Source organism: Ruania alkalisoli, from assembly GCF_014960965.1.
GTDB classification, from domain to species: Bacteria; Actinomycetota; Actinomycetes; order Actinomycetales; family Beutenbergiaceae; genus Ruania; species Ruania alkalisoli.
Genome location: NZ_CP063169.1, coordinates 2,601,522 through 2,616,216 on the forward strand (window position 1 = coordinate 2,601,522; position 14,695 = coordinate 2,616,216).

General features: G+C 66.9%; 16 protein-coding genes. 7 read left to right on the forward strand and 9 right to left on the reverse strand.

Annotation, left to right across the window (positions count from 1 at the left end; all coding sequences use genetic code 11):
- Positions 1–26 precede the first annotated feature (26 nt).
- The 3 genes from IM660_RS11525 to IM660_RS11535 are packed head-to-tail and all read right to left on the reverse strand — an operon-like array spanning position 27 to position 3,228.
- On the reverse strand, positions 27–923 hold the full coding sequence (locus IM660_RS11525; protein WP_193495641.1) for a carbohydrate ABC transporter permease: 897 nt from the start codon (positions 921–923) through the stop codon (positions 27–29).
- Positions 920–1,888 carry a carbohydrate ABC transporter permease gene (locus tag IM660_RS11530; RefSeq protein WP_193495643.1) on the reverse strand — a complete coding sequence of 323 codons (969 nt, stop codon included), beginning with the start codon at positions 1,886–1,888 and terminating at the stop codon, positions 920–922. Before IM660_RS11530 ends, IM660_RS11525 begins: the two co-directional genes overlap by 4 nt.
- Positions 1,889–1,947: 59 nt before the next feature.
- The gene (locus IM660_RS11535; protein WP_193495644.1) at positions 1,948–3,228 is read right to left on the reverse strand and encodes an ABC transporter substrate-binding protein; all 1,281 of its coding nucleotides are present in this window, start codon (positions 3,226–3,228) and stop codon (positions 1,948–1,950) included.
- 368 nt (positions 3,229–3,596) lie between these two features.
- On the opposite strand from IM660_RS11535, the gene IM660_RS11540 reads away from it, so the two are divergent.
- Positions 3,597–4,412, forward strand: a complete 816-nt coding sequence (locus tag IM660_RS11540) for a DeoR/GlpR family DNA-binding transcription regulator (protein ID WP_193495646.1) — start codon at positions 3,597–3,599, stop codon at positions 4,410–4,412.
- Positions 4,413–4,539: 127 nt separating this feature from the next.
- Here the strand turns inward: IM660_RS11540 and IM660_RS11545 are convergent, their stop codons facing one another.
- The 3 genes from IM660_RS11545 to IM660_RS11555 all read right to left on the reverse strand — a co-directional run bounded on the left by IM660_RS11545 (position 4,540) and on the right by IM660_RS11555 (position 7,276).
- Positions 4,540–5,379, reverse strand: coding sequence for a hypothetical protein (locus tag IM660_RS11545; protein ID WP_193495648.1), 840 nt, complete (start codon positions 5,377–5,379; stop codon positions 4,540–4,542).
- Complete coding sequence (locus tag IM660_RS11550) at positions 5,376–6,014, reverse strand: DUF6318 family protein (RefSeq protein ID WP_343071977.1); 639 nt, start codon at positions 6,012–6,014, stop codon at positions 5,376–5,378. The genes IM660_RS11545 and IM660_RS11550 overlap by 4 nt, the downstream gene beginning before the upstream one ends.
- A gap of 65 nt (positions 6,015–6,079) precedes the next feature.
- Positions 6,080–7,276 carry an MFS transporter gene (locus IM660_RS11555; RefSeq protein ID WP_193495652.1) on the reverse strand — a complete coding sequence of 399 codons (1,197 nt, stop codon included), beginning with the start codon at positions 7,274–7,276 and terminating at the stop codon, positions 6,080–6,082.
- 83 nt (positions 7,277–7,359) lie between these two features.
- Between IM660_RS11555 and IM660_RS11560 the strand changes: the two genes are divergently transcribed.
- From IM660_RS11560 to IM660_RS11570, 3 genes are read left to right on the forward strand one after another with little or no spacing between them, the layout of a single operon-like run.
- Positions 7,360–8,943: a BCCT family transporter gene (locus IM660_RS11560; protein WP_193495653.1), complete on the forward strand. Its 1,584-nt coding sequence runs from the start codon at positions 7,360–7,362 to the stop codon at positions 8,941–8,943.
- A gap of 53 nt (positions 8,944–8,996) precedes the next feature.
- The gene (locus IM660_RS19935) at positions 8,997–9,224 is read left to right on the forward strand and encodes a FitA-like ribbon-helix-helix domain-containing protein (protein ID WP_159620404.1); all 228 of its coding nucleotides are present in this window, start codon (positions 8,997–8,999) and stop codon (positions 9,222–9,224) included.
- Entirely contained in the window at positions 9,221–9,649 is a 429-nt protein-coding gene (locus IM660_RS11570) for a type II toxin-antitoxin system VapC family toxin (protein WP_193495655.1), read from the forward strand. Before IM660_RS19935 ends, IM660_RS11570 begins: the two co-directional genes overlap by 4 nt.
- Before the next feature lie 20 nt (positions 9,650–9,669).
- On the opposite strand, the gene IM660_RS11575 is transcribed toward IM660_RS11570, so the two are convergent.
- Positions 9,670–10,620, reverse strand: a complete 951-nt coding sequence (locus IM660_RS11575) for a cation diffusion facilitator family transporter (protein ID WP_193495657.1) — start codon at positions 10,618–10,620, stop codon at positions 9,670–9,672.
- A 174-nt stretch (positions 10,621–10,794) separates the two neighbouring features.
- Between IM660_RS11575 and IM660_RS11580 the strand changes: the two genes are divergently transcribed.
- Complete coding sequence (locus tag IM660_RS11580; RefSeq protein ID WP_193495659.1) at positions 10,795–11,283, forward strand: cupin domain-containing protein; 489 nt, start codon at positions 10,795–10,797, stop codon at positions 11,281–11,283.
- Positions 11,284–11,301: 18 nt separating this feature from the next.
- Here IM660_RS11580 and IM660_RS11585 read toward each other — a convergent pair whose 3' ends face one another.
- Both IM660_RS11585 and IM660_RS11590 read right to left on the reverse strand, forming a co-directional pair.
- Positions 11,302–11,925, reverse strand: coding sequence for a VOC family protein (locus IM660_RS11585; RefSeq protein ID WP_193495660.1), 624 nt, complete (start codon positions 11,923–11,925; stop codon positions 11,302–11,304).
- A gap of 92 nt (positions 11,926–12,017) precedes the next feature.
- Positions 12,018–12,659, reverse strand: coding sequence for a TetR/AcrR family transcriptional regulator C-terminal domain-containing protein (locus IM660_RS11590; RefSeq protein WP_193495662.1), 642 nt, complete (start codon positions 12,657–12,659; stop codon positions 12,018–12,020).
- Between the two features lie 85 nt (positions 12,660–12,744).
- Here IM660_RS11590 and IM660_RS11595 point away from each other — a divergent pair, with 85 nt between their 5' ends.
- A complete protein-coding gene (locus tag IM660_RS11595) occupies positions 12,745–13,683 on the forward strand; it encodes an NAD(P)-dependent alcohol dehydrogenase (protein ID WP_193495664.1) in 939 nt (312 codons plus the stop codon).
- A 36-nt stretch (positions 13,684–13,719) separates the two neighbouring features.
- Complete coding sequence (locus tag IM660_RS11600; RefSeq protein WP_193495665.1) at positions 13,720–14,691, forward strand: alpha/beta hydrolase; 972 nt, start codon at positions 13,720–13,722, stop codon at positions 14,689–14,691.
- Positions 14,692–14,695 lie beyond the last annotated feature (4 nt).

Genomic DNA, 14,695 nt, shown 5'->3' on the forward strand with positions numbered 1-14,695 from the left:
CTTGTGGTGGTGGTGAATTCGATCGGTCAGTTCTTGACCGCGCCCGAGGTCAGGCCGCTCATGAAGTAGCGCTGGAAGAACAGGAACAGGGCGAGTACAGGAATGGAGCCGAGAATGCTCATTGCCATGATCTCGTTCCACTGGAACGAGTGCTGGCCCATAAGCAGCTGCAGCCCGATCGGCACGGTCCGCATGGATTCGCTACTGGTCAGCGTGAGGGCGAACAGGTACTCGTTCCAGGCGATCATGAACGTGTACACGCCGACTGAGACGATCCCAGGCACCGAGACCGGCACCAGCACGCGCCAGAGTGCGGTCATCGAGCTGCCGCCGTCCACCCTGACCGCTTCGTCCAGCTCCCGTGGGAGGGAGTTCATGTAGCTGGTCATCATGATGATCGCGTACGGCAAAGTGAACAGCATGTACGTGAAGATCAGACCGGGATAGGTGTCGTACATCTTCAGGGCGACGATGATCCCGAAGTACGGAATCAGCACGGTGATCGGTGGCACAGCCTGCACGCTGATGATGAGGAGCTTCAGCGGGTGCTTCATCCGGAACGTGAACCGGCTGAACGCATACGCCGCATGGATCGCCACCACGAGTGTGAGGATCGTGACGCAGATCGCCACCACATAGCTGTTGATGAAGAACCGCAGCCGGCTCGGGTCGCTCAGGATCGCCAGGTAGGCGTCGAAACTGAAGGATTCCGTCAACAACCTGGGAGGGAACTCGAAGATCTCCCGGTTGGACTTGAACGAGCTGGAGAGCATCCACAGCACCGGCAGGCCGGCGAACGCTGCTCCGGCGAGCAGACCGATCCAGATGAAGATGCGCGCCGGGATGTCGCGAACCGCATGCTTCGGGTTCTGCTGGTACTTCTTGTTCTTGGGCGTCGGTGCCTTGGTGGCGACAGCGGTCATGACTCCCTCGCCTTCTCGTGCCGCACGTAGAAGAACGCGAGCACCATCGAGACGAGCAGAACAAGCACGGCGCTGGCGGAGGCGAGGCCGAACTCGTAGTCGTCGAAGGCCAGCTTGTAGGTGTAGGTGGAGAGCATCTCGGTGGAGCTGAGGGGTCCGCCCCCGGTGGTCATCCAGATGAGCGCGAATTGCTGCGCGGAGGTCCAGATCATGTCGAGCAACAGCAGGCTGACGATGATCTGCCGCAGCTGCGGCAGGGTCACGTGGAAGAACTGCTGCACCGGGGAGGCGCCGTCCACACGGGCGGCTTCGTACAGGTCTCCAGGGATGCCCTGCAGCCCCGCGAGCAGGCTGACCATGAAGAACGGGTAGCCGGCCCAGATGTTGATGACTGTGACGGTGCCGAGCGCGAGCCGCGGGTCGGCGAGCCATTCCACATCGGTCGAGAGCAGGTAGTTGATCACACCGCTGGGTGCGAGCAGCATCCGCCACAGCACGGCGATCACGGCCACGGTGAACAGCCAGGGCATCACGTAGATCGCGCGGAGCACGGCCCTGCTGGTGACCGAGACGCGCTTGCTGTTGAGCAGCATGGCGAACGTGAGCCCGAGGATCATGTGCGCCACCACGCTCACCACGGTGAACACCACAGTGTTGCGCAGCGCGATGTGGAAGGTCGGATCGGTGGCGATCTCGATGAGGTTCGCCGGCCCCACGAACTCGGGATCGGGGTTGGTCACCACGTTGTCCATGAAGGCGTAGCCGATCACCAGCACGATCGGCAGCACCATGAGGACGGCGAGCAGGATCAGCGTGGGCGAGAGGAACGCGAGGGGTTCGAGGGCGCGGCCCAGGTGCGAACGCCGCCGGGGCGCCGGTGCTGCGGAGGTTCCCGACGGCGGAGGGTCGCCCGGACCTTCCGGCCTCGCCGTCGAGGCGGGTTCTGATGCGAGGGGTGTGATCATGGTGGTCCCCGTTCCCCTGCCCGCCACGTGTGCGCGGCGGGCAGGGTCTGGGTTGCCTCCTAGAACTCGTCGGACCAGGCGGCCTGGGTCTGGTCGAGCATCTGGGTGACGTCCTGGTCACCGTTGAGGGTGGCCTGGAGCTGCTCGGCGAAGGAGCGCATCAACTGTTCTGCTGCGGGGAGCCCGGAGAACTCGTTGACCGGTGTGGTGTTCTGGTAGATCTCGAAGGCGTCGGCCATCAGTGGGTCGTCCTCGACGAAGTCCGGCACGGCCTCGGTGTTGCCGGGGAATCCGTTGGCGATCGTGGAGAGGTCACCGTTGGTCTCGGTCTCCATCAGGTACTCGATCAGCGCGAATGCTTCCTCGGGGTGCTCGGTGCTCTCCGAGATGCCGATTCCCCAGGAGGCGTAAGTCAAACCAGAGTCACCGCTGAAGCCTTCCTCGGTGGGAATGGCCGAGACGCTGAAGTTGAGGTCCGGGTTGGTCTCCTGCAGCAGGTTGATGTGCGCCAGCGAGGAGATCATCATCCCGACGCGGCCGTTGGTGAACTCCTCAACCTTGTCCTGCTCCTTCATGGTGAACGAGCCCGGTGCGACGGCCCCGGCGTCCCACAGCTGCTGGACGTACTCGATCGCTGCGGTCATCTCCGGGTTCGTCAGATCGGGCTGACCGTCAGCGAGCATGGATCCGCCGGAGGACCACACCCACGGCATCACGTCGTTGAGCACGCCGTTCGGCTGCTCGAGAGAGAGGGGCAGCGCCCAGCCGGTGGTGTCGCCGCCGAGCTCGGAGATGGCCACGGCGGCGTCGAGGAACTCCTGGCGGGTGGTCGGTGGCGCGTCCACACCGGCTTCGGCGAGCAGGTCGTCATTGGTGAAGAGCGGGTAGATGAAGTTGACCACCGGGATCATGTAGGTCGCGCCGTCCACTTGGACCTGGCTGGCGAGCTGGCTGTCGTCGTAGCCGTACTCGCTCATCAGGGCGCTGAGGTCGGCGATCGCACCCTGGTTGGCGAAGTCGTTCACCCAGACGGCGTCCAGGCCCATCACGTCGGGCATCGTGCCGGAGGCGGAGCCTGCAAACAGTTGCTCCTGGGTGGAGGCGTAGGGCGCCGAGACGAGGTCGACGTTCACGCCGGGGTTCTCCTCCTCGAATCCGGCAATGATCTCGGCGAACGCGCCGTCGGGGAGCTCGGGCTCCCACCACTGGGCGAACTCGATGGTGACGTCGCCGTCGGCGCCGCCGCCGCCATCGCTACTGCAGCCTGCGGCCGCGACAAGACTCAGTGCGGCGAGGCCGGCCATACCGGCAACCCGCGTGCGTCGAGCACCAGTGCTCATGTCGTACTCCTGTCGTCTTCGTCAGTGCACTTCGCATGGCGCCTGCACCCTTGTGCCGCTCCATGCTGTTTTGTGCTGTGTTCTGCGACCTTAACGCCGGGTGAACAGATGCGTCAAGCAGTCGGGTGGACGGCCGTGCCGCGGACGCGCGGAGTTGTCGACCATGGGCACAATCTCGCCGAGATATGGTGACTTCTCGGCGGCGTGAGATGGAGGGCGTCAGCCGTCACCTCTGGGCTGGGCGCTCGCACTCCGTCAGTCCAGCGAACCCCGGCGCGCCGCAAGAACAGGCGAAGAGCCGAATCTCGTGCGCTGTTTCATGCCGCTTTCTGCGGCGAAGTGACAAGCGTTGTGCTACCAATGGGTGCATGTCATCTGCAGATGTGGACACTCAGGACCGTTCCCGCCACCTGCCGGCTCACCGGCGCGGGTCGTTGGCAGACTTTGTCGCCGAGCGCGGTCAAGTGGCCGTCGGGGAGCTTGCTGAGCGGTTCGGTGTGTCCATCGACACGATCCGCCGGGATCTGGACCAGCTGGATGCGGACGGACTGCTGATCCGCACGCACGGCGGTGCGGTGAGCAAGTCGGCGGCGCCGGTGGGTGACCGCAAACTGGATCTGCGGCTACGGCTGCATACCGAGCAGAAGGAGGCGATCGCGGCGCTGGCGGCGCGGCTGGTGCAGGACGATTCGGTGATCATGCTCAACGGCGGCACGACGACACTGGCGGTGATGCGGCATCTGCGCGACAGGCGGGGGCTGACGATCGCGACGAACAACTTGCGCATCCCGGCAGAGCTACCGGCGGGCATGGAGTGCGAGCTGTACGTCTTCGGCGGGCATGTGCGCACGGTCGCCCAGACGACCACGGGTGCTGTGTCATTCGCGGTGACGAACCGGCCCGACGAGATCACGGTCCGGGCGGACATCGCGATCATCGGTGTCGGTGCGGTCGCGACAAGCGGGTTCTCCACCAGCAATGTCGGGGACGCCGCGATGATGGCCGAGATGATGGACCATGCCGAGCAGGTGGCGGTGGTGGCGGACTCGTCCAAGTTCTCCAGGCACCTGTTCGCGCAGATCGCCTCCCTGGACCGGGCGACCTACCTGGTGACCGACATCGCTCCCCCGCCACCCATCGCCGCAAGCCTCGAGGAGGCCGGGGTCTCGGTGATCACACCCTGAGCTCGTTCACGGGTGCCCGGCGTGGCGTGGTGCGGTCAGAAGATGACGGGAATACTGCCAACGCTTGCGTATTTGGGCCTACTTGGCAGTATGACCGTCGATTTCATCCCAGCCCGGCCAGGTGAGGTCAGTTCCGATCGGCCTGCGGACCCGGCACCAACCGGGTCCTGACCTCCAACACCTCAAACGGATCAGACACGCTCGTGGTCTGCGCCGTCCCCGCAATCGGGATCCACGGACCCTGACCAGCGACCTGGAACTCCCCCACCCATGTCGTCGTCAATGACACCCGACGCTCCTCGGCCACCGCACTGTAGGCATGAGCGACCGTGTAATCCGGATACGGCAACCCCGGATCGGTAGTCACCACCGGATCCGACCCATCCCCGAAATCCCAGGCAAACTCCACCGGCGTCGCCCGCACCGCCACCTCAAACCCCAACACCTGCGTCGAGAGCACCTGTGGATCACCCGAGGTGTACGCAATCGTGTCCAGATTCACCACCGTCCACGACTGCCCCTCCGGCTGCACCCGCACCTGCGCAGGCACCAACGGCAACTCAGCAAAATCAGATGCCGACACCAAGATGATCACCGGCACCGGATCATCCGCCTCCTCACCATCCTCGGCAGGCTCATCATCAGTCGGCCGATCATCACACGGCACCAAACCCGCCACCGGCACCGCATCATCAGTCACCACACACATCCCATCCGGACCATCGAACTCAAACAATGACGGATTTGGAGACGCGATGATGCCAATGCCAACAGTTCCACCGGGGCTATCAGCCTCGTTGGCAGCATGCTCTGCGGCCTTCTCAGAAGTCCACGCCTGCTCTGCCTCAGTCTGAGCGGTGCCATTGGTGGATTCGTTGTCCCAACGGACGTTGACGTCCGGGTCTGGAGCGGGCTCCGGCACCGCGGTGAGCAGCAGCGCTGCGGCTAGGCCAGCCCGCGCGATCATGACTCGGCCTCATGGTTCCAGGCGTCGATGACACGCCACCGATCGTCCACCCAGATCAACGCGACACGTGCCGAACGCTCGGCCCCATCGTAGTGCTCACGTGTTCCATCACTACGGACGTCTTCGGACGATTCGAACGACAGCTCGAGCTCGACAATGTAGACATCGTCGACCTCCTGGTCGTCATATGGGCCGCCACCATCTGCGCTCAGAACCTCAACCGCGCCGCCTACGGCATATCCACCCCCTGCATGTAGGTCGACTGCACCAGAGCGCGCTGTCGCGCAGAAGTTCTCACACCGATCTTCATCAACAATCGCGTCCCACTCAGTGAATTCACCGGAGGCATAGATGTACGGATACAAACGCATGAAATACTCCGCCGCCGCAATCGCCCCCTCCACCGACTCCTTCTCCATCGCCACCGGCCGCTCCGGCGGATCTACCTCCGGCCGCTCGTCCGTCGGCTCCTCTGTCGGCTCACCCGACTCCGAAGGCGAGGCACTCGTCGAGGTGGGCTCCGCCGTCGGAGCTGGCTCAGTATCAGAAGGCGTACACGCCCCCAGCACCACCCCCACAGCCGACGCGAGCACAACACCACGCCACCCGACCCACACGCTCCCCCGAGAAATCATGCGCACGAGACTGCCACAGGTCACCGCAGCGCCGCAGGCCCCTTGTGGATAGTCCACCCACCGGGTCAGGCAATCCCACCCCGCTGCACCGGAGCCGTCTCCGGGGCCCGCAACCACGGCAGCGTCGCCGCGAGCGCCACCACCCCGGTCACCGCGAACGCCCAGCCGAACCCTGCCTGATCGGCCACCACGCCGATGAGGATGGGGCCGAGGATCGCCCCGGAGTCCTGCGCCATCTGGAAGGCGGCCAGCACCTTGCTCCCGTTGCGGTCGCTGCCCACCACGTCGGCGAGTGACGCCTGCTGCGCGGGGTTGAGTAGACCCGCGCCCACTCCCGAGAACACCGAGACAGCGAGCAGTGCCACCAGCGAGGTCGCCACCCCCATCACACCGAGCCCGAGCGCGGTCATCACCAGCCCCGTCAGCACCACCGGCCGGCGCCCGGCCGAGTCGGCCCACCGCCCGGAGATCTGCAACGCACCCGCCGTCCCCACCGATGCACTGGCGAGCGCAGCACCGGCCACCCAGGTGGCGTCGTGGACGGCAACGGCCAGCTGCGGCAACACGGCCACCCGCACGCCGAAGTTGCACCACCCATTGGCGAATCCGGAGACCAGGGCCGCCCGAAAGGTCCGGTTCGCCCACGCCTGTGCCACCCGCATCGGCGGCCGTTCGGGCTCATCCGGCGCCGGGCGCATTCGCGCTCCCCGGAGCCGCACCGCCACGATCGCCGCCGCGACGAACAGGAACACCGCGTACACCACAAACGGCACCCGTAGCCCCAGCTCGGCCAGCAGCCCGCCAAGGACCGGCCCGAGCATCCCGCCGAGCAGGAACGCCGTCGCGTACGCCGAGGAGCACCTGCCCCGGATCTCCGGCGGAGCGAGTCGCACCACCATCGCCATGGCCGACACCGTGAACATGGTCGATCCGATGCCTCCCACCCCGCGCAGCACCAGCAGTTGCACGTAGGACTGGGCGAACGCCGTCGCCAGCGAACTGAGCGCCACGACCACGAGCCCGGTCAGGTACACCGGCCTCTCACCCAGGCGCGCCACCAGCGCCCCGCCGGCGGGAGCGAACACGAGCCGGAAGAAGGCGAATGCGCTCACCACGACGGAGGCGGCGGCCACACCCACGTTGAAGGACCGGGCGTAGGCAGGTAGCACCGGAGAGACCAGGCCGAAGCCGATCGCGATCACGAACGCGGCGACCACCAGCACCTTGATCTCGGCGGGGATGGCGGGCCTGGTCACGATCATCGAGTCTAGGCAGCCCACGACGGCGTCCCTCACCTCCCGCGAACCGGTTGCGCTGATCGAGATCTAGGCCACAGTGGTGTGGCATGGCCAGTTCCGAGATCCGCACCGACGTGGCCGGGCGAGACATCCCCCAACTGGGGTCCGTATTCGGGGCCTCCTTATCCTTCGCGCTGGCGTTCATCGTCTTCGGTCTGGTCTTCCCGGCGACGCTCCAGGACGGGTTGTCGGCTCTGCAACGCGTCGTGGTCACCACGTTCGGTCCGGTCTACGTGGGCGCGGTGGCGGTGGTGCTGGTGCTGATGCTCGCCGTCGCGCTCTCCCCAGTCGGCCGGCTCCAACTGGGCAAACCCGGGCGCCGCCCCGAGTTCGGGTGGCCGTCGTGGCTGGCGATGCTGATGAGCGCCGGGGTGGGCCTGAGTTTCCTGTTCTGGGGCACGGCTCAGCCGCTGTTGCACGCGGTGGATCCACCCCCGGGGACGGCGCAGGCCGGCACTGCGGAGGCCGCTGCCATGGGATTGCGGTATTCGTTGTTCTTCTGGGGGCCGCACGCCTGGGCGCTGTACGCGGGGGTGGCCGTTCCGGTTGCCTATGCCGCGTTCCGCAAGGACCGCCCGGTGCTGATCAGCTCAGCCCTGTACGCCCTGATGGGCGAGTCCACCCGGCGCTGGCCGGGCAAGATCATCGACCTGCTCGCCGTCATCGCGATCCTGTTCGGGGTGGCCACCTCGCTGGGCCTGGGTACGCGGGAGCTGAACGAGGGGCTGGCGCATGCGTTCGGGGTGCCGATCTCCTATGGCGCGAAGGTGGCGATCATCGTCGGGCTCATGACGGTCTCGACGATCTCGGCGATGACGGGACTGGGCCGTGGGATCCGGTGGCTGAGTCTGGCCAATGGGGTGCTGTGCTCGGCGTTGGTGGTGTTCACGTTCTTCTGGGGGCCGACGAGGGACCTGATCGGCGATCTCGGCACCATGGTCGGCGGGTTCGTGACCCACCTGCCCGGGATGTCCCTGGCCACGGAGACTCCCGGGAACAGCTGGGAGGCAGGGTGGACGTTCTTCTTCTGGGCGTGGTGGATCGCCTGGGCACCGTTCGTGGGCACGTTCATCGCCCGGATCTCGCGGGGGCGGACCATCCGCAGCGTGGTGGCCGGGGTCGTGCTGGTGCCGGGGTCGATCAGCGCGGTGTGGTTCTCGGTATTCGGCGGCACCGCCCTGAACCGGGTGGAGTCGGGCACGGTCGATCCGAGCCTGGTGGCGGGGAATGTGAAGTCGGCGCTCACGGTGGAGGTCTTCGGCACGCTTCCTCTGCCTGGGGTCGTCGCCGTCGTGGTGGCGATCGTGCTGGCGTTGCTGTTCATCACCTCGGCCGACTCGGCCTCGTTCATGCTCGGCAGCACCACCTCCGGGGGCAGTCTGAAGCCGCCGCGACCGGTGCGGCTGCTGTGGTCCTTCTCAGCGGCGTTCGCTGCCGTGCTGCTGCTCGCCGGCGGCGTCTCTGCCCTGCAGGGTGCCGCGGTCGTGGCCGCCGTGCCGTTCACGGTGATCCTCCTGGCGGTGTGCGTCTCGTTCGTGCTGATGGTGGTGCGGGACCTGCGCCGGCCGGGCGGTCCGTGGCTGGAGTCCTCCAGCGGTCCGTCACCCGGGCAACGGGCTGGTCCGCGATGAGCTAGAATCTGACTGCAACGCTGTCAATGCTTGCAGAACCGGGAGGCGCGAGGATGGCAACAGTCACGGTCCGGAACCTGCCTGAGCACACGCGTCGGGCGTTGAAGGCGCGCGCCGCCCAGCACGATCGATCGATGGAAGCCGAGATCCGGGCCATATTGGAGGATGCGGTCGCGGAACGGACGTTCATCGTCGATTGGATCCACACAGCGCACGAACTCGAGGGTGTCGATCTGACCCTGCCTGAACGCCAACAACCGCGCTCGGTTGAACTCACGTGATCGTCGTCGATACCAACGTCCTCTCGGAACCGCTGCGCCCATCCCCCGACCCGCTGGTGCTCGCATGGCTGGCCGGACACCAGCAACAGATCGCCCTGACCACCATCTCCATCGCAGAGTTGCTCTATGGCGCACGCCGCCTGCCGAAGGGGCGCGGGCAATCGCATCTTCTGGCGGCGATCGATCAGCTCGTCGAAAGTGCCGCTGACCGTCTCTATGATTTTGATCGTGCGGCCGCAGCCTCGTATGCAAGTCTCCGCTCGGAGCGGGACCGTGCAGGCCAGCCCGGCGCGACCGAAGACCTAATGATCGCAGGGATCTGCCGCGTTCACCACGCTTCACTCGCCACCCGCAACGGACGTGACTTCCTGGGCTGTGGGCTACAGCTGATCGACCCGTGGAGTCCTCACACGACGCAGCCCTGAGACGACCGAGCGAGACAGTCTCACCACTCTGCGAGCAGTTCGTCCTCCCCGGGTGCGGCCAGCGACAGCACCGTCCGCTGCACGAGCGGGTGCGCGTCGAGGTGGTCCTCGACCGCCTGCAGTCGCTGCTGCAGCACCGATTCGCGATCGTCCTCGGTCAGGTCCACGGAGGCGACCACGAAGATCTTCGCCGGGCCCACGTACTCCATGTGGGCGAAGGTCACCCGCTCGACGCCCGGTGCGGTACGTAGCCGCTCCAGCAGCGTCTTCCGGGCCAGGCCGTCCACCGACTGCCCGACCAGGAACTGGCCGTTGCGCACGAGCAGGATCAGCGCGACCACGCCGAGCAACACACCCACGCAGATGGAGCCGATCGCATCGTAGATCGCGTCTCCGGTGAGCTGGTGCGCGGCCAGTCCGCCGGCCGCCACGAGCAGGCCGACCAGCGCGGCCAGATCCTCGAAGAACACGGCCCGCAACGTGGTCTGGGAGGTACCGAGCACGAACCGGAACGGATGCACCCGAGCGCGTGCGGCATCGCTGCGGGTCTGACGGAGCGCCTGGGTGAAGGAGATGCCTTCGAGCACGAAGGCCACCGCGAGCACCACGTAGCTGAGCGTGTAGTCCGCGACCTCCTCCCGGTTGCCGAGTTCGGAGATGCCGTGGGTGATCGAGACGATCGACCCGGCCACGAACAGGCCGAACGCCGCCACCATCGACCACACGAACGCCGCCCTCCCGTAGCCGAGAGGATGCGCGGCATCGGCGGGTTTCGCTCCACGACGCTCGGCCACCAGCAACAGCGCCTCGTTGCCGGTGTCGGCCCACGAGTGCGCGGCCTCGGCCACCATGGACGCCGAACCGGAGAGCACGGCAGCCACCGTCTTCGCGGCCGCCACCAAGGCGTTCGCGATCAAAGCGATCACCACGGTGAGCACGCTCTGCGGCGCCTCGGGCGACTTCTCGCTCATGGTCTGCACCACCCCTCATCGCCGCGTCGGCGCTGGATGTGAGTCTGCGGCGATCCTACGACCACGACTCCCCCAAGGGTCAGCAGCGACGAAACATGACTGTGACGCAACGGTCATACCGCCGTGTCGGCCACTTCGTAGCCTCAGGTCATCAAGACTCCAGGAGGAAACGCCATGGCTGAGATGCCGACCATCAAGAACACCCGCGAGCTGACCGCCTACCGCATCACCGCCGAAGACACGGTCACGCTGTGCCCGCTGACCGGCCCAGTTGACGGCTCCCCCACGAGCGTTTTCTTCGAGATCTGGGACCCGGAGGGCGTCCAGTCGGACAATTCTCACCCCGCGTCGGTGGAGATCTTCTTCTTCGTCCAGGGCGAGGGGCTCGCGCAGTCGGACGAGCACAGCGTGCCCGTGGCTGCCGGGGACGTACTGGTCCTGCCGGCCACCTCGGTGCACCACATCAAGAACACCTCGACCACCGAGCGACTGTTCGCGGTGACGATCATGTGCAATGACCTCGGCTCCCAGCCGGAGGATTCCTCGATGTCGGGATTCTACGAACTGGTCGCAGCCGGGGTGCCGGTGGAACTGGATCCCGAGGCACGGGAGGTGTTCCACCGCAACGCCGGCAGGATCGCCTCGTTCGCCGCGTCCCACTGAGTTCCGCGACGCCGGATCTCATCGCTCAGATGTCATTCCGGCCGGTTCCCACACGAATCCGTCGGGGTCGGTGAAGGCAGGGCCGTCCGAGCCGAGCACCACTCGGTGCGAGCCGGATCCGGCCGGGTCGGCGCCCACTTCCTTCGCGGCAGTCTTCCGCGGATAGACGGCGAGCGTGAGTCCCCCGTCGGTGCCACCGAGCTCGGCGTACTTGCCACCGAAGCTGCGTCCAGCGTGCATGCCCTGGGAGATATAGAAGCGCTTGCTTGCCTTGACGTCGTCCACACCGAGCAGCACGACGAGGTTATCGAACTCGGGCACTGCTTCTCCGGTGTCCTTCTTGGAGGAGGAAGCGAACTTCCAGATCGCACCGTCCGGGGAGGCAACGATTGCCCCGTACCCCCAGAACGAGGTCGAGGCGGGCTGGAGAACGGAAGCTCCGCCGTCGAGGGCCACTTGCAGCAGTGCGTCCACGTGGCCGCGCGACGGCGCCACGAGCGAGAGGGAGAAGCCGCGGAATCCCGTGGTCGGTTCGTCGGAATGGGCGGCGCTGACACGGTCAGCCACCCCGAGCGCCTGACACAGCGCGCGTGTCGGCTCGGGGTTCTCACACCCGAGGGTGAGGGACATCAGGGCAGTCATGGGGCTTCCTTTCGCGAGGTGGGTTCTCGTCCGCACTCCTCACGCTAGGCGCGACCCGCCGCCAGGGCTTCTCGATTCCTGACCGGTTGCCCTCAGGCTTCTGCCAGACGTCGCTCGAGCCCGTCCAGGATCAGCTCGAGGCCGTTGTCGAACTCGGCGGTGTAGGTGTACGCGCCGCTGACCACGGTGGACATCACCTCGGTCAGGTGGGGGTACTCGGCTGCGGGCGGGTCCATCGAGATGGCCACATCCCAGGCGCCCTGGAACGTCTGGAAGGGCAGGTTCAGCTCGGTGAGTACGAAGCCGTAGACGTAGGAGTCGATGGCGGAGAATGCCTGCAGCGCGAGCGCCACGGTGAACCCGTTGCCCCGCAGGCAGCCGAGGACGGCGTTGTGGTGAGTGAGCAAGGCGGGTCCGGGATCGGGGCGTGACTCGATCAGCCCCAATGCCCACGGGTGGGCGGCGAGCACCGACCGGGCTGAGGCAGCGCGCGCCTGCATGGCGGGCCGCCATGGGGTTCCCGGTTCAGGGAGTTCGATCTGGGCGAAGATCCAGTCGGCCAGCGCATCGAGCAGGGCGCTCTTGCTGGCCACGTGGTGGTAGAGCGACATCGCTTCGACACCCAGCTGCTTGCCAACGTTGCGCATGCTCGCGGCGGTCAGTCCGCCCTCGTCGGCCACGGCAACCGCGGCGGCAACGATGCGCTCGCGCGTCAGGGCCGGGCGGTCGGTCACTGTTCACCTCTGCGCTGGGTAGTCCCGCAACGTTTACGCGTGTAAGGTTACCGTGCCACTGGGCTTACGCCGTAAGGAGCAGGTGATGCGAGCAGCAGTCGTCCAGCAGTACGGTCCACCGGAGGTGGCCCACATGCGGGAAATCCCGCGCCCGCAGCCGCGGGCGGGTGAGGTGCTGGTACGGGTGCACGCGGCAGCCGTCACCGCGGCCGACGCCCGGATTCGCGGCGCGAGCTTCCCGCCCGGGTTCGGCGTGCTCAGCCGGTTGGCACTCGGGATCCGCCGCCCGCGGCGGCAGGTGCTGGGTAGCGCCTTCTCCGGTGAGGTCGTGCAAGCCGTCGACGGCGGCCCTTCCGTGGGCGAGCAGGTGTGCGGCATGTCCGGGGCCAGGTTCGGCGCGCACGCCGAGTACATCGCAGTGCCTAACGACCGGGTGGTCCGCACGCCGGCGACGGTCAGTCACGAGCAGGCCGCTGGGATGCTGTTCGGCGGCACCACCGCGCTGTTCTTCCTCCGGGACAAGGCGCGGGTCGGGCCCGGGATGACGGTGCTGGTGATCGGCGCCTCGGGGGCGGTGGGGACGAACGCGGTGCAGCTGGCACGGCACCTCGGCGCCACTGTCACCGGCGCGACGAGCACCCCGAACCTGGATCTTGTTTCGTCCCTGGGTGCGGACACCATCGACTACACCCGCACCAGCGCCACCGAACTGGATCGGCACTACGACGTGGTGCTGGACGCCACCGGCACCCTCTCCCCCGCAGCCGGCCGGAGGCTGGTGGCTCCGGGCGGGACACTGGCGCTGGTCGCGGCGAGCCTATGGCAGATCCTCGGCTCCGTGGGCCGGGCCACGGCGGGCGCAGCACCGGAACGGGCGGCCGACTTCACGTACCTGCTGGACCTGATGGACCAAGGCGCCCTCACCGCCGTCATCGACCAGGACCTTGACCTTGACGAGATCGCGACCGCACACGCCCGGGTGGACTCCGGGCGCAAGGTCGGCAACATCATCGTGCGGCCCTGAGCTCTCGGACACGTTCCCGGGTCGTAAGGTCATGCCATGCGGCGAGTTCAGGTCCTGACGGCGGCGCTCGCCAGCGCACTTGCGTTCGCCGGGTGCAGCGCAGCGGGGCAGGAGCAGGGCGAGGAAAGCGAACCGGTGCGACTCGAGTACGGAGCAGCACCGGAGCAGTTCGGCGATCTGAGCGTGCCGGAAGGCGCGGACCAGACACAGGCGCGCCCCGCCGTCGTGCTCATTCATGGCGGGTTCTGGCAGGACGCCTACGAGCTCGACCTCATGGAACCGCTGGCGACGGACCTGACCGGACGAGGGTACGTCGTCTGGAACATCGAGTACCGCAAGGTCGGTGAATCCGGCGGCGGGTATCCAGGGACGATGGCGGACGTCGCGGCGGCGATCGATCATCTTGCCGTGCTGGCCGAAGAGCACCCGATCGACCTGGATCGCGTGGCCGTGGTGGGCCATTCCGCGGGCGGGCACCTGAGTCTGTGGGCGGGAACCCGGGAGGACCCGGTGGTCGAGCCGGTGCTGGTGGTCGGTCAGGCGCCGGTGGCTGATCTCGCGGCCGCCGCCACGTCGGATCTGGGCGGTACGGCAGTCACGGAGTTGATGGGCGCGGCACCGGACCAGGATCCGCAGGCGTACGCGGCGGCCTCCCCCGCCGAGCGACTGCCGGGCAATGCCGCAGCTGATCGTGCAGGGTGGCGCGGACACGATCGTGCCGGAGCCCTACGTGGCCGGGTACGTGGATCTGGCTCGCGAGGCCGGGGCCGAGATCGAGTACGTGGTGGACGAGAGCGCCGATCACTTTGCAGTGATCAGTCCGCAGCACGGACTGTGGGAGGCGGTGGTGGATCGGCTACCCGAGATCCGGTGACGGTGCGCCGCCGGTGCTGGGTCGGCCAGGAGAGACCCGTGGTTCTCCCAGGAGTGGGAGAAGGCCTGGGAGCCGCACCTGCCCGAGCTGGACGAGGCGCTGCGATGGGCTGTGAACTGGCTCAGGTGACCTGAAGCC